21 protein-coding genes are annotated in these 23,466 nt (G+C 41.4%); 17 read left to right on the plus strand and 4 right to left on the minus strand.

The features are described 5' to 3' along the window. The 6 genes from Q0Q74_RS12065 to Q0Q74_RS12090 form a co-directional block, all read left to right on the plus strand. A partial coding sequence (locus tag Q0Q74_RS12065; protein ID WP_294431192.1) for a glycosyltransferase occupies window positions 1-436 on the plus strand: 436 nt, incomplete at its 5' end. 3 nt (window positions 437-439) lie between these two features. Continuing rightward, the gene (locus tag Q0Q74_RS12070) at window positions 440-1,876 is read left to right on the plus strand and encodes a flippase (protein ID WP_294431193.1); all 1,437 of its coding nucleotides are present in this window, start codon (window positions 440-442) and stop codon (window positions 1,874-1,876) included. A gap of 31 nt (window positions 1,877-1,907) precedes the next feature. Further along, the gene (locus Q0Q74_RS12075; RefSeq protein ID WP_294431195.1) at window positions 1,908-3,335 is read left to right on the plus strand and encodes an FtsX-like permease family protein; all 1,428 of its coding nucleotides are present in this window, start codon (window positions 1,908-1,910) and stop codon (window positions 3,333-3,335) included. Continuing rightward, window positions 3,335-4,633 (plus strand): FtsX-like permease family protein, encoded by a 1,299-nt coding sequence (locus Q0Q74_RS12080; RefSeq protein WP_294431196.1) that lies wholly within the window; start codon window positions 3,335-3,337, stop codon window positions 4,631-4,633. The genes Q0Q74_RS12075 and Q0Q74_RS12080 overlap by 1 nt, the downstream gene beginning before the upstream one ends. A gap of 34 nt (window positions 4,634-4,667) precedes the next feature. Continuing rightward, a complete protein-coding gene (locus Q0Q74_RS12085; protein ID WP_294431198.1) occupies window positions 4,668-5,477 on the plus strand; it encodes an outer membrane lipoprotein-sorting protein in 810 nt (269 codons plus the stop codon). Between the two features lie 3 nt (window positions 5,478-5,480). Continuing rightward, window positions 5,481-6,899, plus strand: coding sequence for a hypothetical protein (locus Q0Q74_RS12090; protein WP_294431201.1), 1,419 nt, complete (start codon window positions 5,481-5,483; stop codon window positions 6,897-6,899). Window positions 6,900-6,954: 55 nt separating this feature from the next. On the opposite strand, the gene Q0Q74_RS12095 is transcribed toward Q0Q74_RS12090, so the two are convergent. Together Q0Q74_RS12095 and Q0Q74_RS12100 are read right to left on the minus strand one after the other, a co-directional pair. Beyond that, a complete protein-coding gene (locus Q0Q74_RS12095) occupies window positions 6,955-7,683 on the minus strand; it encodes an ABC transporter ATP-binding protein (protein ID WP_294431202.1) in 729 nt (242 codons plus the stop codon). A gap of 62 nt (window positions 7,684-7,745) precedes the next feature. Beyond that, window positions 7,746-9,548, minus strand: coding sequence for a hypothetical protein (locus tag Q0Q74_RS12100; protein ID WP_294431203.1), 1,803 nt, complete (start codon window positions 9,546-9,548; stop codon window positions 7,746-7,748). A 194-nt stretch (window positions 9,549-9,742) separates the two neighbouring features. Here Q0Q74_RS12100 and Q0Q74_RS12105 point away from each other — a divergent pair, with 194 nt between their 5' ends. From Q0Q74_RS12105 to Q0Q74_RS12130, 6 genes are all read left to right on the plus strand, one after another. Beyond that, the gene (locus Q0Q74_RS12105) at window positions 9,743-11,029 is read left to right on the plus strand and encodes a PilZ domain-containing protein (protein ID WP_294431205.1); all 1,287 of its coding nucleotides are present in this window, start codon (window positions 9,743-9,745) and stop codon (window positions 11,027-11,029) included. Next, window positions 11,026-12,234 carry a hypothetical protein gene (locus Q0Q74_RS12110; protein ID WP_294431208.1) on the plus strand — a complete coding sequence of 403 codons (1,209 nt, stop codon included), beginning with the start codon at window positions 11,026-11,028 and terminating at the stop codon, window positions 12,232-12,234. The genes Q0Q74_RS12105 and Q0Q74_RS12110 overlap by 4 nt, the downstream gene beginning before the upstream one ends. Window positions 12,235-12,317: 83 nt before the next feature. Continuing rightward, window positions 12,318-13,475, plus strand: coding sequence for a ComEC/Rec2 family competence protein (locus Q0Q74_RS12115; RefSeq protein WP_294431211.1), 1,158 nt, complete (start codon window positions 12,318-12,320; stop codon window positions 13,473-13,475). Then, entirely contained in the window at window positions 13,472-14,365 is an 894-nt protein-coding gene (gene rsmA / locus Q0Q74_RS12120) for a 16S rRNA (adenine(1518)-N(6)/adenine(1519)-N(6))-dimethyltransferase RsmA (protein WP_367268356.1), read from the plus strand. Before Q0Q74_RS12115 ends, rsmA begins: the two co-directional genes overlap by 4 nt. 27 nt (window positions 14,366-14,392) lie before the next feature. After that, window positions 14,393-14,944: a hypothetical protein gene (locus tag Q0Q74_RS12125; protein ID WP_294431212.1), complete on the plus strand. Its 552-nt coding sequence runs from the start codon at window positions 14,393-14,395 to the stop codon at window positions 14,942-14,944. Next, the gene (locus tag Q0Q74_RS12130) at window positions 14,931-15,746 is read left to right on the plus strand and encodes a DUF6675 family protein (RefSeq protein ID WP_294431213.1); all 816 of its coding nucleotides are present in this window, start codon (window positions 14,931-14,933) and stop codon (window positions 15,744-15,746) included. The genes Q0Q74_RS12125 and Q0Q74_RS12130 overlap by 14 nt, the downstream gene beginning before the upstream one ends. On the opposite strand, the gene Q0Q74_RS12135 is transcribed toward Q0Q74_RS12130, so the two are convergent. Both Q0Q74_RS12135 and Q0Q74_RS12140 read right to left on the minus strand, forming a co-directional pair. Then, window positions 15,697-16,440 carry a pseudouridine synthase gene (locus Q0Q74_RS12135; protein ID WP_294431214.1) on the minus strand — a complete coding sequence of 248 codons (744 nt, stop codon included), beginning with the start codon at window positions 16,438-16,440 and terminating at the stop codon, window positions 15,697-15,699. The genes Q0Q74_RS12130 and Q0Q74_RS12135 overlap by 50 nt on opposite strands. Then, window positions 16,437-17,441 (minus strand): RluA family pseudouridine synthase, encoded by a 1,005-nt coding sequence (locus Q0Q74_RS12140; protein ID WP_294431216.1) that lies wholly within the window; start codon window positions 17,439-17,441, stop codon window positions 16,437-16,439. The genes Q0Q74_RS12135 and Q0Q74_RS12140 overlap by 4 nt, the downstream gene beginning before the upstream one ends. Window positions 17,442-17,525: 84 nt before the next feature. Here Q0Q74_RS12140 and Q0Q74_RS12145 point away from each other — a divergent pair, with 84 nt between their 5' ends. From Q0Q74_RS12145 to Q0Q74_RS12165, 5 genes are all read left to right on the plus strand, one after another. Beyond that, window positions 17,526-18,716 carry a pyridoxal phosphate-dependent aminotransferase gene (locus Q0Q74_RS12145; protein WP_294431218.1) on the plus strand — a complete coding sequence of 397 codons (1,191 nt, stop codon included), beginning with the start codon at window positions 17,526-17,528 and terminating at the stop codon, window positions 18,714-18,716. 25 nt (window positions 18,717-18,741) lie between these two features. Beyond that, complete coding sequence (locus Q0Q74_RS12150; protein WP_294431219.1) at window positions 18,742-20,217, plus strand: glycogen synthase; 1,476 nt, start codon at window positions 18,742-18,744, stop codon at window positions 20,215-20,217. Next, entirely contained in the window at window positions 20,214-21,830 is a 1,617-nt protein-coding gene (locus Q0Q74_RS12155) for a DEAD/DEAH box helicase (RefSeq protein ID WP_294431222.1), read from the plus strand. The genes Q0Q74_RS12150 and Q0Q74_RS12155 overlap by 4 nt, the downstream gene beginning before the upstream one ends. 13 nt (window positions 21,831-21,843) lie before the next feature. Next, window positions 21,844-22,944 (plus strand): DNA adenine methylase, encoded by a 1,101-nt coding sequence (locus Q0Q74_RS12160; protein ID WP_294431226.1) that lies wholly within the window; start codon window positions 21,844-21,846, stop codon window positions 22,942-22,944. A gap of 16 nt (window positions 22,945-22,960) precedes the next feature. Then, the coding region (locus Q0Q74_RS12165; protein ID WP_294431224.1) for an ATP-binding cassette domain-containing protein at window positions 22,961-23,466 on the plus strand (506 nt) is incomplete at its 3' end.

The following is a 23,466-nucleotide window of genomic DNA, read 5'->3' on the forward strand; positions in this document are numbered from 1 at the left end:
CGAGTCAAAAGAGTATATCGAAAGCATTCAAAAAATCTCGCCGTCAGCAAAGTTTTATTTTGAGCCTTCACGGGCGGAGATTGAAAAACTTTATGCTGAATCTGAAATATTCTGGCATGCAAAAGGTATAAACGAAGAAAATCCTCTGTATTTTGAGCATTTCGGGATTACGACTGTGGAGGCAATGAGTGCTGGTTGTGTGCCGATTGTTATAAACAAAGGCGGGCAGAAAGAAATTGTTGATGATTCCTGCGGATTTAAGTGGAATACGCTGGAAGAACTTATTTCTATTACAGAAAATCTTGTGAAAAATCATGATAAAATCTCAGAATTAAGTAAAAATGCCGTTTTACGCGCAGAGATTTATACAAAACAGGCTTTTGGAAAAACATTCAAAAGAATTTTAAAAGATAAACTTGGAATTGATGTAGAGTAATAAATGAAAGAAAAGTCTTTAAAGCTCAACGCTGTATTAAACATTACAAAGCAGTGCATGAACTTGCTTTTTCCTCTTATTACATTTCCGTATTCTTCAAGAATATTGAACGCGGACGGAATAGGAAAGGTCAATTTTGCGCTTTCAATTGTTTCTTATTTCACTCTTTTGGCAGGTCTGGGAATAGGCAGCTACGCCACTCGTGAAGCCGCTAAAATTCGTGATAACAAAATCCTATTAGCAAAATTTACAAAGGAAATCTTTACGATAAATTTTACAACTACTTTTATTTCGTATCTTCTTTTCTTTATTGCTCTTTTTGCAGTCCCTAGATTTTCTGATTATCGTGTGCTTCTTTGTATTTGCAGTTCAACGATTCTATTTGGAACCTTGGGATTTGAGTGGCTCTATAATGCAAAAGAAGAGTATGTTTATACAACTGTGCGCGGTATATGCTTTCAGGTTTTAAGTTTGATTTTGCTTTTCACGCTCGTAAAGACAAAAGATGATTATGTCAAATATGCTTCGATAAATGTGATTTCGAGTGCTGGCTCAAATATATTAAACTTCATAAATCTCAGAAAACTTGTTGATTTCAAGGTAAAAGCCAAAAAAGAAATAAAAAAGCATTTTCGTCCTATTTTGATTTTATTTGCTTCTGCTGTTGCGGTCAGCCTTTATAACGAACTTGACAAAACAATGATTGGATTTTTAGCAAATGATGAACAGGTAGGCTTTTACTCGGCTTCAACTAAAATTACTAAGCTTGTAATCGCGCTTATTACAGCTATTTTGACAGTTATAAGCCCCCGTCTTTCCAACTATGCAGAAAACAATAAAGAAAAGTTTTTTGAACTTCTTGAAAAGACTTTCAACATAATTCTTATGCTTTCTCTGCCATTTATGTTCGGACTTATCGTTATGGCTCGGCCGCTTACGCTTTTGTTTTGCGGAGAAAATTTTGAGCCGTCTGTAAGGATTATGCAGGTTATGTCTGTTATCATTTTTATGATTCCTCTAGCGACCTTTTGTTCATCGCAAGTCTTTATTCCGCTTAGAAAAGACAAATATACATTTTATCCGGTTTGTGTTGGCGCCGTTGTAAACGCAATATTCAATGTATTCCTGATTTTGAAGTTTGGCGGGTTTGGTGCTGGTATTGCCACTATCATAGCGGAAAGCTCCGTAACATTTGCAAGTTTTGTCCTTGTGAAAAAATCTGAAGTGTCGATTGGAAAATTGTTCAGAAATTTCTGGCAGTATCTGCTTGCAGGAATCGTAATGGCTGTTGTCGTTTTCTTGCTCGGAAAACTCATGCCATCAAATGTCGTCTTTATATTTGCGCAGATTCTCTGTGGTTGCGTAGTCTACTTTTCCGTCCTGCTGATTTTCAGAAATACCTATGTGAATGGAGTTTTTGCATCAGTAGTGAATTGTTGAACTGACTCTCATTTTCCTCTATAATATCCTCATGCTTCTCTATCTTGCATTCAAGAATATTATTTCAAGGAAGAGTTCCTTTGTCATCATTCTGTTTATTGCCTTTGCCGTCATGATGCTGGTCGTAACGAATTCTATTTTTGACAGCACGGAGCAGGGCGTTCAGGAAACCTTTGTTTCAAGTTTTACGGGGGATATTGTCATTCGTCCGCAGTACAAGTCTCCGCTTTCGCTTTTTGGCGATGAAACTCCTGTTACGGGCAAACTTACGGAACTTCCAAATCTCATTCCTTATAACGAAATCTATGATTATCTTTCAAAAAGTCCTTTTGTGTCGGATCTTGTTCCGCAGGTTTCGGGGCTTTCTCAGCTTTCAAGTGATTCTGAGGATACTAAATGCTACATGTTCGGTGTTCCTGCCATTAAATACCTTGAAGTCATGAAGTCCATCAAAATTATCGACGGAAAGGCTTGGGCGGACGGCGAGAAGGGTATCATGCTTTCTCAAAAATACGCTCAGGAGCTTAATGCAAATGTCGGTGATACGCTTCAGTTTGCAATCAGCGAGGGCTTTTCTTCAAGAATCCGTGCCGTTCCGCTTACTGCGATATATGAATACTCTGTTGAAAACACAACCCTTGATAAAATCGTTCTGACCAATCCTGAGACGGTGCGTGCTATTATGGATATGTCTGATCTTTCTGCCGCTGATAAAATCGAAATCTCTGAAAGTGCAGAGAATATGCTTTCTGATTCTGATTTGGATGATCTTTTTTCCGATGCAGAGGATATGAGCGAGGTCGTGCACACTGAAGAAATCAAAATCTCGCAGGATGATATCGATGCCCTCCAGAACAGTTATACCAATTCGACTTCCTGGAATTTCCTGATTTGCCGTTTAAAAGACAGTAAAGACACGAATAAGGTCATAAAAGCTTTGAACAGTTTTTTCAAGGCAAAAGACTGGCCCTGTGAGGCTGTGAACTGGCGTTCTTCGGCCGGAAGCACTGCCTTCTATCTTTTTATTCTCCGTCTCATCCTTAACATCGGAATCATCATCATACTTGGCGCTGGCTTCATCGTGGTCAACAACACTCTTGTCATCAATGTTCTTGACCGAATCCGTGAAATCGGAACCATGCGTGCGATTGGTGCGAATAAGCGCTACATCACAAAAGAATGCGCGAGCGAGACGATGATTATGGCTTTTGCTGCCGGTGTGCTCGGCTGTCTGCTTGGAGTCCTTGCCTCTTATATCATCTCGAATATTCATGTATCGTTCTCAAATTCTTTCCTAATTCAGCTTTTTGGCGGTACGGTGCTTCATACTTCGGTTAAATTTTCCAATATTTTGATGGCATTTTCCATGTCGATTTTTATCGGTCTTATTGCATGGATATATCCGCTTATCAATGCAATAAGAGTAAATCCTGTAGAGGCCATGCAGGGGGTAAAGTAATGTACCAGACAAAAATTGCACTCCGCTCTCTTATATATCGAAAAACTCAGTATGTAAGTCTTTTTCTCGTCTGTATGTTCGGCGTGGCTATTTCGCTTGCCGCTATTTCAATCAGTACAGGTATGATTCGCTCGCTCAACCAGAAAGCAAGAATCTATTATGGCGGCGATTTTGCCCTGATGTGTTCAGTAAATGATGATGGTCTCGAAATTTTCGATTATGAAGAAAAACTTGCCCTTGTAAAATCTGTAATGCCTGATGATGCTGTCGTCACGGAGCGCATGGATTTTGATGCCCGTCATTCTTCTTTCTATTTTGAAGGAACTCAGGCTTTGCAGCAGACTATAAAGGGCGTGAAATTCGCGAACGAGGCGGATTTGATTTCAAGCTTTATTTTTGTGGAAGGCGGGCTTGATAATCTGGATGACTTTGCTGAAGGTTCTAACGCCGTATTGATTTCGGCTCCTATCGCAAAGATGATGAATGTTCATGTCGGTGATGAGATTACTTTTCAGCTCGAAACCTATGATGATTACATAAATACCGTTCAAGTCGAAGTCAAGGGAATTTTTCAGGATTCAAGCGTGTTCGGCATGTACACTTCATACATGGACTTTGATTTCCTTAAGGAAGCGTACGGACGGCCAAAGAATTTCGCGAACAGAATCTGCGTGAACTTCAATAAGCGCAAGATTACGGAAAAGGATCTTCACTCTTTCTATGATTCTCTTTCGGGTGTTTTCAATATGTATCCCTGGGTTGATGACAAGGATGATTATATTGATGCAACGGAAGATTTTAAGGAAGAGACCTGGGGCTTTATTCCTTTGAGCGCAAATTTGAATGATGTTGAGATAATGGAGCTTGCGATGGATGCGGTAATCAGTTTCATCGTCGTAATCCTCACAATCATCATAATTGCCGGCATCGGAAGCACATACCGTGTTTTAATCATGAAGCGAATCACTGAAATCGGCATTTACATGGCTGTCGGTATGAAAAAACGCTCTATCATTGCAACCCTGCTTTTTGAATCATTCCTTTTGCTTGTGGCTGGGTGTTTTGCAGGATTGATTCTTTCCGGTCTTTTATGCTCTTTGCTTTCTGTCTTTGATTTTTCATTTATTCCGTCATTTGATATGTTCCTTGAAAAAGGTAACCTTAGTCCGCGTATGGATGTTATTAAGAGTGTATCGGTGATTGTTTCAGTCATCACGGTAACATTGCTTGCAGTGCTTTATTCAACGCTCAAGTCAATCAAAATCATGCCGGTCGAGGCCCTCGCGGTCACGGAATAGGCTTACGGAATCTTCCGTTTACAAGGAGCAAAACATGAACTTTAATAAAAATTTGAAAAAAACAGTCCTTTCTGCATTTGCATTGGCATCACTTTCTTTTTCTGCCAGCGCACTTTCTGCCAAGGAGGTCGCAGAACTTCTAAAAAAGGCCGAAACTGCCACATCTTTCTATGATACTGATTTTACTGCCTCTTATGAGGTCGTGCAGGAAAAACCGGGCGAGGGTAGAAGCAAAACTAATGCCACGATTCACCGCCGCGACAAAGAGGCTAAATGGACGATTCTTATTACGGCTCCACTTAAAGATAAAGGCAAGGGCTATCTTCAGTCAGATGACAACATCTGGTTCTACGATCCTGCTGACCGCCGTTTCACCTTTTCAAGCTCCAAGGATAAATTCCAGGGAACAAATGCCAATACTTCCGATTTCGCACCTCAGCGATATTCATCTGATTATGAGGCAGAAAAAATCGAAGAAGTGAAGCTTGGAAAACTTGACTGCCTTCTTTATACGCTCAAGGCAAAGACAAAGAATGTCGATTATCCGCAGGTAAAGCTCTGGGTCACCAAGGATGACGGACTTACCCGCAAAAAGGAAGATTATTCACTTTCTGGTCAGAAACTTCGTACTACCGCCATTCCTTCATATCAGAAGGTTGAGGGTAACGGAAAGACTTACCAGATTCCTGTAAGCATGGTAATTCAGGACAATCTTAAAGGAAAGAAAATCAATGACAAGATAAGTTACGAAAAAACTGTAATCTCAATCTCTAATGCCGTACTTGAAAAACAAGACGATGCCGTATACACTAAGCCCTATCTTGAATTAATGAGCGGCAAATAAAAAGTGATTATTACAAAAAAGTTTGTTTTTCTTTCAGCCTTTTCTCTGGCAGTTTTTATGCCGATTTCGCCGGTTTTTTCACAAAGTGAGACCGGCACTTCGTTTTCTTCAGATGAGCTTTCTGAAGAAGAAATTGATTATGATGATGTTGATTCCCTTTTTGAGAATGCGGAAGATTCAGAAGAAGCTATCGTAAAAGATGATGATGCCGATGGAAAAAACTACAATTTTCAAATCGGTGCGATAAAATTCCCTCTTGAGCTTTCCGGTCGAATGAATACGGAACTCGGCGGGGCTTTTATTCGGGAAGACGGCATAAATGATGCCACTTTCTATTTTGATTTTAAGAATTACCTTTCATTCGTGACTCATCCTGACAAATATCTCACGCTAAGGGGAACCCTCAAAACAACAATGCCAAAGGACAGCTCTGATACCAAAACTGAGCAAAATAATCATCTTCTCTATATTTACGAGATGTATTTTGATTACCTTATGTTCAACAGAATCTATGTGACTGCCGGAAAGAAAAAAACAGTTTGGGGAAATATCCGGCTTTTTTCTGACTATTATGATTCCAATGAGAATATAACTACCACTGACAATAATCAGACTTCCGATGTCGTTGACAGCAATGTTTATGATGCTCAGTACACAAATATTCTTTATGATTCGCGCGAATACATTTCAGGAATCATCAGAATTCCGTTTGGAAACAATACCTTTACCGCTCTTGCAATGTATAACGATGAAACAACTGTAAGTTCCACAAAAACTGAAAATATGTCGCTTGCGGCCAGTGCGGAATTCATTGTTTTCAATACATCGATAAACATTTTCGGAAGGCGTTTCAAACTCAAGGAAACTGATGAAGAAAAAGAAGATGATACAACGCAGCTTCCTATAGTCGGACTGGAACTCAAGCGCACGATTTTCAATTTTGATATTTATGGTCAGTCTCTTGCGAGGGTGCAGAACGGTTTCAAAACAAAGGAAATCTTTGAGTCCCAAGGGCAGGATTTTTCTGCATTTAACAGGGTTGTATCGACTGTCGGAACATACCGAATGTGGATGAATCAAATGCCTTATTTTGGCTTTAATGTTGAATTCCAGAACATTTACAGACCGAATCCTACGGAAAACGAAAAGTTTTTTACCAATCGAATTGCGTTGCAGGTCGGTATGGCAAAACTCGGACCGGACAGAAACATAAAGCCAGCCGTGCAGTGGAATCATAACCTCACTGACAAGACAGGCTTTGTTAAGGCCGGAATCATTTTTTCACGAGTAATGCCGCATTGTGACTGGAAAATTGGTGGAAAATACGAATATGGAAAGGTTTCTACCAACGAAGACGGTGAATCGCACAAGTATTCCAAGCTTACCGCAGGCTCTTACATAACGATAGATCTTGATTACTAATGTCGAGTTTCACTTATACTCTGGAAACTCGACCTCCGCTGATGCTCAAATAATCTTACTGATTCTGAATTTTTCCGTCTCGAATTTTGATTACATGGTCGCTCAGGGCTACGATTTTTGCGTCATGAGTTGAGAAGACGAAAGTCGTTTTGAGTTCCTGATTTAATTTCTTCATAAGTTCAAGAATTTGGTCGCCGTTCTTTGAGTCGAGGTTTGCTGTCGGTTCGTCTGCAAGGATAATCGGTGCCTTTGTGACAAGTGCGCGTGCGATTGCAACTCGCTGCCGCTGACCGCCCGAAAGTTCTGAAGGCTTGTGTGCGCGCCAGTCTGAAAGCCCGACTGTTTCAAGCAAAAATGCAACCCAGTCTTTTTTTTCAGCAGGAGAGAGCGTGTCGTTTGCTACAGATTTGCCCAAAGAAAGCGGAAATTCAACATTTTCCCATACATTGAGGACAGGAATCAGATTGAAAGTCTGGAAAATGAATCCCAAATGAGCACGCCTGAGTTCGGTAAGCTTTGAGTCAATTTTGAAAGGCACTTTCTTTGATTTTTCAAGGTCGATGCCCTTGTAGACATCCGTACCTTCGAGGATAATTGAGCCGGAATTCGGCAAATCAATCAGGCCAATCATGTTGAGCAAGGTGGATTTTCCTGAGCCTGATGGCCCTGAAAGCGCGGCGAATTCACCTTCTTCAATCTTGAAGGATGCGTTGTCAACCGCCTTGACCTGTACTTTTTCCATCTGATAGATTTTGCTTACATTCTTTAGTTCAATTACTGCCATAAAATCATTATATCCTTTTTATCGATGTGACACAATTACACGCGTTAAAATCCGTTCTAAAATCAGAACTGATATTTCAAACTCCACATTATGTTGTAGTTTGTCAGCCAGTTGTATTCCCGTCTGTAGGGATAGCCGCCTTTTGCAGTGTAAGTGACTCCCGGATCGTATTTTGGGTTGATTATTTTATTCCATGTGAATCCGAACCTTAGCGAAAGATTCGGGATGATGTACCACAGTTCCTCAAAGCCGATGTTGAAATTCGCCTTGAAAGCCGTGAAATTCTCGCTGCCAAGCTGTTCCGTGAGTTCCTTGCCCGCATCGACGCATTTTGTGAAAAGATAGTTGTTGTCAGGGTTGTTTCGGTGAATGAAAATCTTCTCGTAACCATGCGGACTGTAAAGCGTAAAGCTCAGAATCTGGCTGTTTCCGCCATAACCGTAGCCGCTGCCAATCCACTGTCCGCCGTTTGTGTAGCCCTGTGTTATCTGGCCGTGGGTTCCGAAGTGATAGGCACTTCCTGACCACATCATGTAATCCTGAGATGCTTCTGAATTGTTCCATTCAAATTGTAAGATTCCGCGTATTTTCTTTGATTCGCTTATGTCGAGAGCCTTTTTTAAGCCCCAGGTGTAGGTGACTGCGTGAAAAGGGTATCGCTCATATTCATAAAGTGCAAATCCGTCTGCCAGAAAATCATCGAAACCTAGCTCTCCGTAAACTTCAAAGCCTGCGTTTTCAAAAATCCAGTCTGCAACGAGGGAAGCCTTCATGTCTTCTCCGGAACTCTTGTCATTTGCGCGTATTGTGTTTTTGTACCAGCCCGGCCATGCGTATCTCCAGAAAGATTCTCCCCATTTGTTCAATGTGACTTTTGTGACTCCGAGAGTGAGGCCTTTGAGGAATGATGGTGCGTAAGAGAAGGTGAAGCCTGAAATCTGATTTTCATCGTTTGTATCATCATTGTCGAAATAATCTGATTCGTGGAGTTTTCCGACCCAAAATCTTGTTTCAACATCGCCGATGTACCAGCCGAAATAAGGAATGTTTACTTCCATACGCCTTAATCCGATGTCGAATTTCGGGTATGAGGGGGCGTTGTTTGATGAGAGGGTTGGAGAATAAAATGCAGGTCCGTTCCAGATTGCCTGTGTTCCAAAACCGATTGTGAATGCTCTAAGCGTCCAACGGAATTCTGTATCACCCCAATCGTATTTCCAGAAAGAATCTTCGCCGTATCGCTGAACCATGTCCACCCGACTCCACCAGTAACCGTAATCCGCTGCCTTACCCGCAAAATCCGCGCTTTGCATTGAAGATGAAGTCAGATAGTCATAAGATTTGTTTTGAGAAAATGAGATTTGCGGTTTGAAAGTAAGCTCAAATCCGAATCCTTCAAGCCTTGCCCCGCCTGTAAAAGCCGTATTGTAGCCGACGCCCTGCCAGAGTGCACCGTCATTCACGCCGTAAGGAGAGGCTGTGTTGTAGCTAGAGAACCATTCGGGCGCGAAAATCTTGTATGATATTGAATTATCGATTCCGAGCACAAAAAAATCATGCAGATATGGAATAATGTCCGAAGTCGAAAAAGGCTCTTCTTTTTCTGAGTCATATAAAGCCCTGTCTTCAGAGCCACGCCAGATTTCCTTTTTGCTTCCGAGATTGTTATTGCTCCAGATGTGCCGCCAGTCATCCGCCGCATTCCAGCGTTCGTCGCTCAGAGTGCGGTATGTCAGGTAATTTCGTTTTGTAATTCCGTTCAGGGAAAGAAAATCGTAGTATCGTTCTTCAACAGAATCAAGGGATTCCTGGGCAAAAACTGAAGCGCACAGCGCGAGAACAAGAGCTGAAACAATCTTTTTCATAGTGCAGACAGTGTATCAAAAAAACTGAAGAAAGAGTAGGTGCAAGGGGATGAGAACCTGAAAACAGGGTGCTTTGACAAGACCCGCACCGAATAGTAAAATAGAATGTGTTTGTCGTATTATTTATAACAGTTGTTTGTATATTTCTCTTCATAAGGCTGCTTGTCATTTTTCAAACCCCTATTCAGTTCTATATGATGGGGCAGGACAAGGGCTTTAAATTCGATGAAATCAGGTTGCTCTGGAAGCTGTCCAAAGAAGCTGACATCGAGGAACCGATGAAGCTTTATGTGTCTGTTCCCACGCTGAACATGGCGATTTCAAAAATCGTTATGGATTCAAAGGTAAATGGAACTGAAAGCCTTGAATCCACTCAGAATTTCATTGCCAAACTCTATGATTACCGTACAAAAATCGATTTGGATCATGACAATAAAAAAGGTCTTGAATCAACCCGTTATCTTGAAAAAGGTCAGCGGCTCAGAATAATCCTCAAGGGATTTGGTGTTTTTTCATCAGAAATTTTAAGTGTCGGTCATGAAATTATAATCCGTGTTCCTTTGCAGAAAAATGTCCGTACCGTACAGCCAAATATGTGGGTCACAAAAGATGTCAGCGTTTATCTCTGGCGAAAGGGGGACGCCGGCTATGTCTTTGATACAAGGGTTACGAACGCCGGAACTTTCCAGGGGCAGAGTGTCATCTATCTTGCTCATACGAATCAGCTTGAAAGGGCTCAAAAACGCAAATCAGTCAGAGGTGCCTGCCAGATTTATGCACAGCTTTACTTCATAGATGATTTGGAAACCCCTGATTTTGATCAGATAGAAATTGAATCAGGCTATAAATGCCTGCTCGAAGATATTTCTGAAGACGGTGCCATGATCCGCATCGGAGGAAAGGGCCGTCAGAATGTAAAAATCAAGATTCAGTTTGATCTCGATGAAAGAATAATCATCATGTTCGGCGTCATTCGTGCTGTTGAATATAACGAAAAAATCAATCAGTCAAGGCTCCATTTTGAGTGTCTTCACATTGAAAAAGAGATGAAAAACAAGATTCTTGAATTCATTTATCATGATATGCCTGAAGAAAAGAAAAATGAGCTTGAAGCGCTTGCCGAACTTGAACTTGATGAGAAGTCTACTCAAAATGGAGAAAATCCGCAGAATACAGCACTTTCACAATCTTCATTTGATGAAACAGGGCTTTTCTCTTCAAATTCTGGGGCAGGCTTTGATAATACCGTAAATTCATCTTCTTCTTTGGGCGATGAAGGCCTTTACGAGACAAATACGGTTTCTCCTGCCGAGGATGTCAATGCTGAGGAAGATGATTTTAATCTTTCTTCAATTTATATTCCAGGCGTCACTTCTGATGAAGATTTGCCGGCATCTGCAAAAGCTCTTTCTGAAACAGATGTTCCTGTCGATGCTGTTGATGAACTGAGTTATTCTGAATGGGAGCAGGGCAGAACATGAAAATAAAAGTCTTTTTTCCGCTGATTTTTATTGTAAATTCGCTTGCATTTCCAGCTGCTTCCCTTAATGAGCAGAAGTTCGTAAAGGGAAGTCTTGCCGATAAAATACAGATTATGCAGAAACTCAGCGAAAAAGAGACTGTTCCTGTCGCAAAAAGAGGTCTTGATTTCGCAATCGAAAATGCTGATATCCTCGCGTCAGACAAGGATTTAGCAAAGCTCGTGATTGCCTGTGTCAAAGTTTTTCCTTCAGACCCTGAGTTGATTGCTAAAATCCCGGCTGATGACTTAAAGAAAATATGTGAAAGGTTTATGACTGTGTTCAAACTTTTCAAAAATAAAGAACTAAAAGCTGCTGTCATGGAAAAGCTTGAGCTTTATTCATCGGCAGACAGTGAGCTTGCCGTAGCGTTCCTTAATGATTATCTTTCTACAGCATTTAAAGTTGGCAAAAAGACCGAAAATGTAATTGAAGGTGCGATTGTTTCTGTCGGCAGAATCGGTAATGAAGAATCCCTTTCGATTATATACAATATCTGGTCTTCAAATATATGGCCGGAATATCAGGCCGCCACTGACGAGGCACTTGTCCTTCTGTCTCAAGATTCTTTTTCTGATGTAATCAAGATTCTTTCGCTTTCAAAAATAGAGGATTTTGCCCGTTTTTTCAGTCTTTTGCATAAATCTTCAAAAAAATCGCAAAAATCTTTGTGCGAGATTGCCGAAAATGCACTTTTAATTGCTATAAATAATGCAGAGAAACTGAAAGCATCCGGCAAGGATTCTGAAAGGGCATTTGCGTCTTTCCAGCTTGAAGCACAGAAAATCTTGAGTGAATACAGCTGGTCTCACGCGGCAAATGTCGTTAACAGTAATATTCTGCTTGCAAAAAAGGCGTACGATGAAGGAAGCATGGACGAGGCTGATTTTGTCAAAATGATTGGTCTGTCGGTAAAAATTCCTTCGTCAGCTCTTGCTCAGAGCCTTACGGATATGCTTTTGGAATGCAATGGCAAAGTTGAAAAAGCCGATAAAAGCGGTGATGTCAAAATGCCTGCCAAGAGCGTTGTTCTTGCTCTGATTTCTGCATTGGGAGTACTGGGGGACAAAACTTCATTTGACGCACTTCTTTATGTCACATATCTCTCTTATCCGCCTGAAGTCGTTGATGAGGCAAAAAAGTCTCTCGCACAACTGAATTGGTAAAAAATCCTGTTTTTCTAGCATCACTCATCCTTGCATTTTTGTTTTATTCTGGTATAGCAAAAATCAAGGAGAGAAATCCTTTCGTGACGCTTGCAAAAAGCAATGAAATCACAAAAATTGAAGGCTATGTTTCTTCAAATCCGGTAAAAGGTGCGGCTTTCGGTTCAAGCTACAAAACTTCATTTACTGTGCGCAAGGTCTTCACTGAAAACGGCGCATTTTCTGCAGACGGCGAGGTTCTTCTGTATTTTCCTAAAGATTTGGTAGAAGCCTTTTATCCGGGAAAACTTTACACGAGTGCCGCTAAAAGGGTTGAAAAAGGCTTTCTAATTGAAAATGGTGCTGATTTTTCACTGGATGTAGATTTCGCGCCGGTTAAAGGAAAAACCGCCTTCATTGTCAGAAGCGGAAAGGCTTTAGGCTGGACTGGCGGCAAAATCGCATCAAGAATATGTCATTTTCGTGCCCTGTGCCGTCTTCAATTCAAGCGTCTTATGTATGGCTGGGGAAAGGCTGGCGGTCTTCTTCTTGCACTGCTTTCCGGGAGCCGTGAATACACGGAAAAAGCCGTTTCGGATGCTTTTCGTGATTCAGGACTTTCGCATATTCTTGCGCTTTCAGGAATGCATCTTGGACTTTTTGGTGCAATTGCCCGATTTTTGGGAAGAAAGGCGAGCGGTCGCAATTTGGGCGATGCCGTACAGCTTCTTGCGATTCTATTCTTTGTATGGTTTGCAGGGCTTTCTCCCTCACTTTTCAGAGCTTTTCTTGCCGCCTTGATTTTATACCTGAATTCTCTCTTCAGAATGAACAGACCTGAGCCTGTTTCGCTTCTTTCTGTCTGTTTTCTTGTTCATGTGATTATCTTTCCGTCTCATGTGTTTGAGGCGGCTTTCATGCTCTCGTATTCATCGCTCGGCGGAATCATGATTTTAAGCCGTTATGTCAGAAAAGTTTGCCCCGCGTTCGTTCCCTATAAAGTTCGGCTTTCTCTTTCTGACTCAACTGCCGCCCAGATTGCGACTTCGGCTATTTCGCTAAAACTTTTCGGTAAAATTGCTCCAATCGGCATAATAGCTTCTCTTTTTGTGTCTCCGCTTGTATTTCTTTTTTTATACATCGGGCTATTTGGAATTATAATTTCGCTGTTTCTGCCTTTTCTTTCAGTGCCAATAAGTGCTATTATGAACCTGCTGTATCTTTTTATCAGCAAGTTAGTTTTATTTTTTAGTTTCAAGTGAACAAGGAAAAAGAATTGAATCATCCTGACTACAACAGCCCGATTGCCTTAAAGGAATTTCTCGAAGAAAATGGAATGGCCATGCAGAAAAAATTCGGTCAGAATTTTCTGGTCAATGCAGATGCACGCAAACGAATCATAGACAGTCTTGATGTCAAAGAAGGCACGAATGTCTGGGAAGTCGGTCCTGGGCTTGGAAGCATGACGGACGAAATTCTTGGAAGAGGTTCCAATTTGACGGCTTTTGAAATTGACCACGGTTTTGCCCGTCTTCTGCGTGAATTTTTCAAGGATTATTCTGATAAGAATCAATTTGAACTGGTAGAAGGGGATGTGCTCAAAACCTGGAAGGCTCACTATGACAAGATTCTTGCCAATGGTGGGGGAGCGCCAGAGCGTTTTTTTGGTAATCTTCCTTATAATGTCGCTGCAACAATTATTGCTGATACAATCAATGAAGGAATCCGCTTTGAAAAGATTGTCGTTACGATTCAGAAAGAGGTTGCCCAGAGGATGACAGCAAAGGCTGGCACCGAGAATTATTCGTCTTTTTCAGTGCTTTGCCAGTGGGCGTATGACATTAAGAATATAGTTGACCTTGCGGGCGGGAATTTCTGGCCGGTGCCGAATGTGGCAAGCCGTGCTGTTTTGATGTGCAGAAAAGAAGATTTCCCGCGCTGTGAAAATCCAAAGCTCTTCATGAAGATGATAAGGCAGCTTTTTTCTTCTCGCCGTAAGACTGTCCGAAACAATCTTCTTGCGCTTGCCGGTGGTGTTGAAAAAACAGATGCAGTCCTTAATGCGGTCGGTATCAAACCTTCGGTGCGTGCCGAGGATTTGAGCATTGATGAGCTTCTTCGCCTTTCTGATTCTTTGAATTCCGCTATTTAGTTTTTACGATATAGAATAAAAAATAGAATGAAAAAGTTTTTTATTGCATTCATTTCGCTTTGTCTCATCATTTCGTTTGCTCCTGCGAATCTTCATGCTGATACGGCAGCGAATTTTGATGATATAGATTTTCCTCAATGGGCAAGAGACCTGCGCCGTACCGAGATAATTACTTTCGGCTCACTGCCTTTTGTTACGCTTTGGACAATTGTCGGATATTCAATGTATGAGTACGGCGAATTCAGAAATCCATTGGATAAAAGCACCGATTCATTTACAGAAGATGATCAATGGAAAATCATAAAAATATCTGCGGCTTCCTGCCTTGCTCTTGGCCTCACTGATTTGACGATAAATCTTATTACCCGTTCCCGAAAAGAAAGCCGTCTCAGGAAATTGCGCGAAATGCAGGCTTTCACAATCACACCGGAAAGTCAGATTAAGCACAGTGATTTGCCACCTCTCAGAGAAGATGAGACCGATGAGCAGGCAGAGGAAAGGTTCAGGCGGGAAATGAAAATTGACAGCAAGCCTGCCTCAGAAATTTTTATTAATGGGGTTGATAGTGTCATTTTTTAGGCAGTGTTTGAAAGTTGCTTTTTCATGCAGACATATTCTTCCTGTTCTTTTGTTATTCTTTTCATTGCCGGATTTTGCTCAGACTCCTGTAAAAATCATGGATGGTGAGATAGATTATCTTTTTAATGAACGGATGAGCGGACGGGAAATTCTTTTTCTGCGGAACGGCGGAATCGTCTGTAACAGCATTGGAAAAGTAAAATATGCAAGAATAAACAAAATTCCTGAAGCGGAAAGGCTGATAAATGCCGTCCAGAAGGTGGATCCCAATCACCTTGCTGAAATCATAAAAATTTTACCGTACAAGGGTTTTGAGAATCTTACCGAAATCGTCTCTGAAATGCTCAAAAATGAAGAAAGTTATACATCGGTTCCGCTTTATGTTGACGATGGCGAAGTCGTTCATCTTTATGCTGATGCCAGAATACAAAGCATAAAAACAGAACCGACAGGAAAAGAGATTATTACCGAAAAATTCTTGATGAAACCTCTGGACTATTACACTGCGAAGATTGAGTTTCAGCAGTTCGGTTCATATTATTTTTATCAGATGAAAAACATTAACACCGTCCGCTACAAGACTTTTATCAGTGCGGTCGGTAAGGAAAAAATGATTGCCGTAATCTCGATTTTCCGTTATGGCGACAACTGGATAATTTATGCGCTTGGCGGCGTGGATATAATCAGAATTCCGTTCCTTGACAAAAAAATCGACAATATCTTCTATAATAGAATCAAGGCCTTCTGTGTGTTTACATTTGAAAAGTTAGAGGAACTCCTGTCAAAGGATGAGGAAAACTGACCTTAAAAGCTGAAAATTTCATTTCGGGTGTTTTGCCGCCTTCGCTTGTTTTCTCATTGAATTTTTCCCTTCCATCGGGATTATAAATCTTGTCGCCTTTTACAGGAAATCCGCACCATGCCAAGTGACATCGCACCTGATGGCGATATCCTGAAGTTATGCAGCATACAGCTTTGTTTTCAGAAGAAAATGAAATTTCTGTTCTGTAGAGAGTGGAACCGCCCTTTTTGAGTGCTGAACGGCCTGAATCCTCTGTGACCGGGCGTACCTCGCAGCCCTTTTTCCCGAATGGACGAAAAAATGACTCAATTGAAAGAGATTGCCACCCTTCAACCGTCTGTCTGGAAGGAAATCCGCCAAGTCTTTCAGGGCAGTCAGGAATATTATCAACTTCTGCCCGATACCATTTTATGAACTTTCCGTCTTTCTGGCTTTGAATCAGTGCGTCATAGCTTTTTTGCGTGGTTGCGATTAATACAAGACCGTTTGTTTCTGTGTCGATTCTATGTACAAGTCCGTGTTCAACCTTCTTTTTACCTTGAACTTCTTTTATCTGCGGGAAAAGACTTATCGCCTGTGTAAGAGCGCTTTCATCTCCTTCAAAAAGCGGTGCGGAAGGCAATCCCGCCGGTTTAAAAACTATGAGAAATGGAGATTCTTCTGTCGGTGAGTGAATAATTTGCAAGTTTTTCATTTTTCAGATTTACCGTATTTTTCATGAAGAGTTTTAAGCACTTTTTTGAACCTGACAGGCGTTTCTGTCTTGAAAGTTGTAAGCTCTTTTTGACCGGGCAGGTGGATTTTTAAAAGGCAGGAATGCAGCATCAAGGGTGCTTTTTCAAAAGGTGAGCCTTTAAGGTAATTGCCGTAAATAGGATCACCCATGACCGGGCAGCCCAGATACTTCATGTGAACCCTGATTTGATGAGTTCTGCCTGTCTTGATTCTGAGCCTCATAAGCGAAAACGGACCGTAGGTTGCAAGGCATTTGTATATTGTAACCGCTTTTTTGCCTTCTTCTGTGCCGCAGACGGCCTTGAATCTTTTTCGGTCTTTTGGGTCTCTTATAATTTGAGTTATGATTTTGCCTTCGAGAATTTTGGGTCGCCCGCAGCAGATTGCAATGTATTCTTTTATTATTCGGTTGTGGTGTAAAAACTCGTTATGAAGAAATTCTTCGGAATTTCGGTTTTTTGCCGTGATTATGATGCCTGAAGTGTCCTTGTCCAAGCGGTGAATGATGCCGGGCCGCCTTTTTGCGAGAATCTCTGCATTTGAGCTTTGAGAATCGTTTTCGGAGATTTGTTCGATTGCTTTTCGGCCCCAGTGAAATAAAAGCGCATTGACCAGCGTACCGCTCCAGTTTCCTGCTGCCGGATGCGTGACCATTCCCTGTTTTTTATTAACGACCGTGACATTTTCATCTTCGTAGATAATATCAAGCGGAATGTCTTCTGGTTCTATGTTTTCGGGAACATTGTCTTCCCATTGGAGGTCTATTACATCGCCTGCTTTTACTTTTGAAGAGATTTTTGCCTTTTTGCCATTGAGGAGAATTTCTGTAACTCCGCTTTTGAGTTTAGAGCGGTTCATGCTGATTCCACCAAGGTCTTGTGCCGGAATTGAAGCTATGTATTTGTCGAGACGAATTGACTCTTTGAAATCTGATGGAATCTTTGCAGTGAAAAAAGGCACATTCTGCTCCAATCTAAAAAATCTTACGGAATATATTAAACAAATCTCGCTTTACTTACAATAATATGATATAATGATTCTGTTATGATTGCAAAACATATTCAGGAGACTATAAACTCAAAGGGCGCATCTGTTATAAGAAAGATGTTTGAGGAAGGAATAGCCCTAAAAAAACTTCATGGGGAGGACAGTGTTTTTGACTTTACTCTCGGAAATCCAGATTTGGACCCGCCTGAAAAAGTTGTTCATGCAATTCAGGAAGAAGCAAAAGATGTAAGTCACGGCTGTCACGGTTACATGCCGAATTCTGGTTATCCATTTGTTCGAGAGGCAATTGCCCAAAAAATCACGAAAGAGCAGGGCGTTTCTGTTTCCGGAGATAATGTAATTATGACGGTTGGTGCAGCTTCAGCGCTCAATTGTGTTTTTAAAGCCGTGCTTAATCCTGGTGATGAAGTCATCGTTCCAATGCCGTTCTTTGCCGAATACAGGCATTATGCAAAAAATCACGGTGGCGTTTTGATTGAAGTGCCTTCAAAATCTGATTTTTCTCTTGATTTAGAGGCAATAAAAGCTCATTTGAGTGAAAAAACTGCTGCCGTCCTTATCAATAATCCAAACAATCCAAGCGGTAAAATTTATTCAGAAAACGAAATCAAACAGCTTGCTTCTATTTTGAAAGAAAATTTCCAGAAAACGGGCAGAGTTACATATCTCGTTTGTGATGAACCATATCGTGCCATTGTTTACGATGGTGCAAAAGTCACGCCTGCCTTCCAGTTCTATGAAAATACAGTCGTTGTTTCTTCATTTGCAAAGGATTTAAGCCTTCCTGGTGAGCGAATTGGTTACATTGCAGTAAATCCTGCTTCAGACAAGCCTGAAGAATTCATCAAAGCCGTTACATTTGCTCTCAGGGTTCTTGGCTGCGTAAATGCTCCTGCTTTTTTCCAGAAAGTTATAGCAAAAAGCTGGGATGCAGAAGTCGATTATTCAAGCTATAAAAATCGTCGTGACAAGCTTATGGCCATTATGGACAGAGTTGGAATCGAATATCACCGTCCTGAAGGAGCTTTCTACCTGTTTTGTCGTGTTCCTTCGGCTTTTAAAGGCGACGACGGGGAATTCTGTGATTTCCTCAAAAAGTATCTGATTCTTGCGGCTCCGGGAAGCGGTTTTGGCGGTAAAGGCTGGTTCAGGCTTGCATATTGTGTTTCTGAAAAGACAATCGTAAATTCCGAAAAGGCTTTCTTGGAAGCCATGAAAAATCTATAAGACAATCTCGTAAGGAGGAATCAATATGAAAATAATGATGGTTAGTTCTGAGGCTGTTCCTTTTGCTAAAACGGGCGGTCTGGCTGATGCAGTTTCTGCTCTTGCAGGAAATCTTAGTCTTTTAGGACACGATGTTAAAATTGTGATTCCACGATACTATAAAATTGATCGAAAAAAACTCACCGCGCTCGAAGGTCCCATGGGGGTTCCTGTCGGAGGCGGTCAGGCTTGGACTGAAGTTTATAAAGCACCTCTTCCTGGGTTTCCGAAAGTCGAAGTCTTTTTTATTGACCATGAAAACTGTTATGGTCGCGATGGCATTTACGGTACAAAATTTGAACCTGATTTTGCCGATAATCCATATCGTTTTTCACTTTTGTGTCACGGGGCAATACAAATCTGCCACAAGATTCAGTGGTTCCCAGATATAATTCATGCTCATGACTGGTCTGCGGGCCTTGCTCCAGTTCTTTTGAAGCATGTCTGCCGCTCTCAGCCACAGTTCGCAAAAACGGCCAGCGTTTATACAATTCACAACATGGGCTATCAGGGAGTTTATGGCAAAGATAAATTCCTTGATTTAGGTCTTGATTGGAATCTTTATTATGGAGCTGGTTTTGAACGCAACGGAGCAATTAATTTCCTTCAGGCGGGCATTACCTGTGCTGACATGGTCACAACAGTTTCTCCGACTTATGCCAACGAAATTCAAACTCCAGAAGGCGGATTCGGACTCGACGGACTTCTTCGTGTCAGGAGCGATGTCGTAAAGGGCATTGTTAACGGTGTTGATATTGATACATGGAATCCAAAGACTGATAAGGAATTGCCTGCAAATTATACAGCAGAAAACATGGGCGGTAAGGCTGAATGTAAAAAGGCCTTGCAGCAGGCATTTGGCCTTGAAGTAAATCCGAATGTTCCTTTGATTGGCATGGTCGGTCGTCTTGTAAGCCAGAAAGGTATCGCCGAAGTTTTTGCCCCAACTTACGGTTCAATCTACAACATTTGCCACGATATGAATGTTCAGTTTGCGATTATCGGAACTGGCGAAAAATGGTGCGAGGATGAAATCAACAACTTACAGGCAAAACTGCCGAATCTCCGTGCAAAAATCGGTTATTCAGAAAATTTGAGTCACCTTGTTGAAGCCGGAAGTGACTTCTTCCTTATGCCTTCACAGTATGAACCTTGCGGCCTCAATCAGATGTATTCTGAGCTTTACGGAACTCTTCCAATTGTACGCCGCACTGGCGGTCTTGCTGATACGGTTCAGAATTATGATCAGGAATCAGGCGAGGGTACAGGATTTATGTTCGATTCGCTTACACCGAACGCAATTTATAACACGGTCGGATGGGCTGTATGGGCATATTACAACCGCAAAAATCATATTAAAAAGATGCAGAAAAAAGGCATGGCTCAAGACTTTACATGGGCTGCAAGCTGCAACAAATATGTCGAAGTCTACAAAGAAGCTATTGCGAGAGGGTGTAAATGAGAGCTTACAGCAGTCTGAACCTGCATGAAAAAATTCAGTCTGGTCTTTCAGATGCCGGATATGTTACTTGCACGCCTGTTCAGGAAAAGGTACTAGAGAATTCTCTTGACGGCTCTGATCTTTATGTTCAGTCTCAGACAGGAACCGGAAAAACTGCGGCATTTTTGCTGACCATCATGCAGGAAATTATGAATGAAAGAGATTCTGCTTCTGATGGTGAAAAAATTTCTAAAAAAAATGCTCTTATCCTTGTTCCGACAAGGGAACTTGCCGTTCAAGTAGAAGACGAAGCCCGCAAACTCGGAAAGTACACCGGGCTTAAATTCGCTTCATTTTATGGCGGCGTTGGTTATGAAAAGCAGGTTGCTGACCTCAAAAAAGGCGTTGACATCATCATTGGAACGCCTGGCCGCGTAATTGACCTTACTGAGTCAAATCAGATGAATCTTTCCAATGTCGCCTATCTTGCAATCGATGAGGCTGACCGTATGTTCGATATGGGATTTTACCCGGACCTGCGTAAATTGATTCATTTCTTGCCGAAGAATGAGGGTGAATCTAAATGCCGTCAGACAATGCTTTTCTCTGCGACTTTGAATTCTTATGTCAAAAATCTTGCATGGGAATATACTCGCGATGCAAAGGAAATCACGATTGAAGCTGAAAATATCACGGTTGATGAAATTGACCAGGAATTGATTCATGTTTCAAGTGATGACAAAATGAAGCTCTTGCTCGGAATCTTCAAAAAAGAATCGCCTGAGAGCGTAATCATTTTCTGTGACACCAAAAAAATGTGTGAAATCGTTTCTAAGCGCCTTGAAATAAATGGGGTCAAAAACGAATACATTATTGGTGATTTGCCGCAGTCAAAGCGTCTCAAAATCATGGATGCTTTCAAAGCCGGAAAAGTCAACTGTCTGGTTGCAACCGATGTCGCAGCGCGTGGAATTGATGTCAATGACCTTGCGATGGTCGTGAATTACGATTTGCCTTCAGAGGCAGAAAATTATGTTCACCGAATCGGCCGAACAGCCCGTGCTGGTAAATCAGGAAAAGCATATACTTTCTGCTCTGAGCGTGATGTTTATTCTCTGGCTCCGATTGAGCGTTATATCGAAAAACAGATTCCAAGTCGTGTTGCTGTATCAGAAGATTTTGAAGAAGATAAAAGCAAGGATGTTTATATCCGCCTTGACTCTGAAGAAAAGCGTGACGGAAGAAGGGGCGACAAAAGCGACCGAAATCGCCGCGACCGCACTTCAAGAAATTCTTCGCGGGAAGAGCGCCGAAGCAAAAGAGGCGAAAAGTCTCATTCAAGCGAAGATTTCAAATCATTTAAGGGTGACAAATCCAAGAATACCGTTCGTCGTGCAAGTGATGAAGAAATCGCCAAACTTTCAGGAATGTCGAGCGATGAGCGCCTCAAATATTTCAAGGAAAAGTACGCGAAACCTTCATCATCTGTATACAAATCAGAGAAAAGCAAAGCTGGAAAATCAAAGGGTATGGGAAGTGGCAGAAAAGCACCTCATGCTAAAAAAACAGAAACTCCACCTAAAAAGCTCGGTTTGATTGCAAGATTGAAATCTCTGATTGGTCGTGGAAAGTAGAACTGAAATGTTCATGGAAGAAAACAGAGATTTTCTCACGACACAGATAATCACATATCTTGGAAACAAGCGTACTCTTATTGGCAATATCGAAAAGGAAGTCAATGAAATTTCTGAAAAACTTGGGAAAAATCGGCTTTTATGCGCTGATCTTTTTTCAGGTTCAGGAATTGTGGCACGCATGTTAAAAAAGTATTCCTCTAAGCTGATTGTTAATGATTTGGAGAATTATTCTTCGATTATAAACAGCTGCTATCTTACAAATAAAAAGGATTTTCCTAAAAAAAGATATGATGAACTTCATGCAGAAATCGAAAATCTTTGTGCACAAGAAAAATTCACTGGTATCATAGCCAAAAATTACGCTCCTCAAGATGATGAAAACATCCAAAAAGGGGAGCGTGTTTTTTACACCCATGAAAATGCGGTTTTAATAGACACTTACCGAAAGCTTATCGATGATATCGTTAAAGAAGAATCTATGAAAAAATTCTTCCTTGCGCCTTTGATTACGGAAGCATCGATTCATGTGAATACAAGCGGCGTTTTCAAGGGGTTTTACAAGGATAGAAACACAGGTATCGGCTGCTTTGGGGCTAGCGGAAGAAATGCCTTGCCAAGAATCTTTGGAAAAATAGAGCTAAAGGAACCTGTTTTCAGTAATTTTGATTCAGAAATTGAAATCTATAAAAAGAACACTGTGGAACTGGCAAAGGAACTTGAAAACATTGATATCGCATACCTTGATCCTCCATATAATCAGCATCCATACGGCTCGAATTACTTCATGCTGAATTTGATTCTGAAAAACAGGCTGGATGTTGAAATCAGCAGGGTAAGCGGAATCACACAGGACTGGAACCGCTCGGCATTTAACCGTCCGCGTTATGCACTAAGCTCAATGGAAGAAATAATTTCGGTTTTAAAGGCAAAATACACAATTATTTCATATAATTCAGAAGGATTTATTTCTTTTGATGAGATGTCGCAAATGCTTTCGAAATATGGTAAACTGAAGACCGTCGAAATCAAATATAATACATTCCGTGGAAGCAGAAACTTACGCAACCGTGACATTCATGTTTCGGAGTATCTGTTTGTGCTGGAAAAATAAATATTAGGAGAACAAAATGATTACAGTCAGTGATGTATCACTTCATTTCAGCGAAAAACCGCTGTTCAAGGATGTCAATATTAAATTCACGCCGGGTAACTGTTACGGCATCATCGGTGCAAACGGTGCCGGAAAATCAACCTTCCTCAAAATTCTTTCTGGTGAGCAGGATCACGACACCGGCGAGATTTTCATGACACCGGGTGAGCGAATGGCTGTTTTGAAGCAGGATCACTTTGCATTTGATGCTTTTTCTGTAAAAGACACGGTAATGCAGGGATATCCGAAGCTCTATGAAGTCTCAAAGGCACGCGATGAAATCTATTCAAAGGCTGACTTCACGGAGGAAGATGGAATCAAGTCTGCTGAGCTTGAGGCTGAATTCGGCGAACTCGGCGGTTACGAGGCAGAAAACCAGATTGAGCAGATGCTTTCAGGTCTTGGTCTTGAAGAAAAATTCCATGACAAAATGATGAGCGAGCTTGATGAAAGCCAGAAGGTTCGCGTTCTTCTTGCACAGGC

It is taken from the genome of uncultured Treponema sp., from assembly GCF_946187725.1.
Taxonomy (GTDB): Bacteria; Spirochaetota; Spirochaetia; order Treponematales; family Treponemataceae; genus Treponema_D.

Coding starts and splice junctions, on each gene's coding strand:
- Q0Q74_RS12155 (WP_294431222.1), top strand. CDS start 20,214: ATGAGAGCTTACAGCAGTCTGAACCTGCATGAAAAAATTCAGTCTGGT.
- Q0Q74_RS12110 (WP_294431208.1), top strand. CDS start 11,026: ATGAAAATAAAAGTCTTTTTTCCGCTGATTTTTATTGTAAATTCGCTT.
- Q0Q74_RS12095 (WP_294431202.1), bottom strand. CDS start 7,683: ATGGCAGTAATTGAACTAAAGAATGTAAGCAAAATCTATCAGATGGAA.
- Q0Q74_RS12150 (WP_294431219.1), top strand. CDS start 18,742: ATGAAAATAATGATGGTTAGTTCTGAGGCTGTTCCTTTTGCTAAAACG.
- Q0Q74_RS12105 (WP_294431205.1), top strand. CDS start 9,743: ATGATGGGGCAGGACAAGGGCTTTAAATTCGATGAAATCAGGTTGCTC.
- Q0Q74_RS12145 (WP_294431218.1), top strand. CDS start 17,526: ATGATTGCAAAACATATTCAGGAGACTATAAACTCAAAGGGCGCATCT.
- Q0Q74_RS12085 (WP_294431198.1), top strand. CDS start 4,668: ATGAACTTTAATAAAAATTTGAAAAAAACAGTCCTTTCTGCATTTGCA.
- Q0Q74_RS12135 (WP_294431214.1), bottom strand. CDS start 16,440: ATGAAAAACTTGCAAATTATTCACTCACCGACAGAAGAATCTCCATTT.
- Q0Q74_RS12070 (WP_294431193.1), top strand. CDS start 440: ATGAAAGAAAAGTCTTTAAAGCTCAACGCTGTATTAAACATTACAAAG.
- Q0Q74_RS12160 (WP_294431226.1), top strand. CDS start 21,844: ATGGAAGAAAACAGAGATTTTCTCACGACACAGATAATCACATATCTT.
- Q0Q74_RS12080 (WP_294431196.1), top strand. CDS start 3,335: ATGTACCAGACAAAAATTGCACTCCGCTCTCTTATATATCGAAAAACT.
- Q0Q74_RS12125 (WP_294431212.1), top strand. CDS start 14,393: ATGAAAAAGTTTTTTATTGCATTCATTTCGCTTTGTCTCATCATTTCG.
- Q0Q74_RS12100 (WP_294431203.1), bottom strand. CDS start 9,548: ATGAAAAAGATTGTTTCAGCTCTTGTTCTCGCGCTGTGCGCTTCAGTT.
- Q0Q74_RS12075 (WP_294431195.1), top strand. CDS start 1,908: ATGCTTCTCTATCTTGCATTCAAGAATATTATTTCAAGGAAGAGTTCC.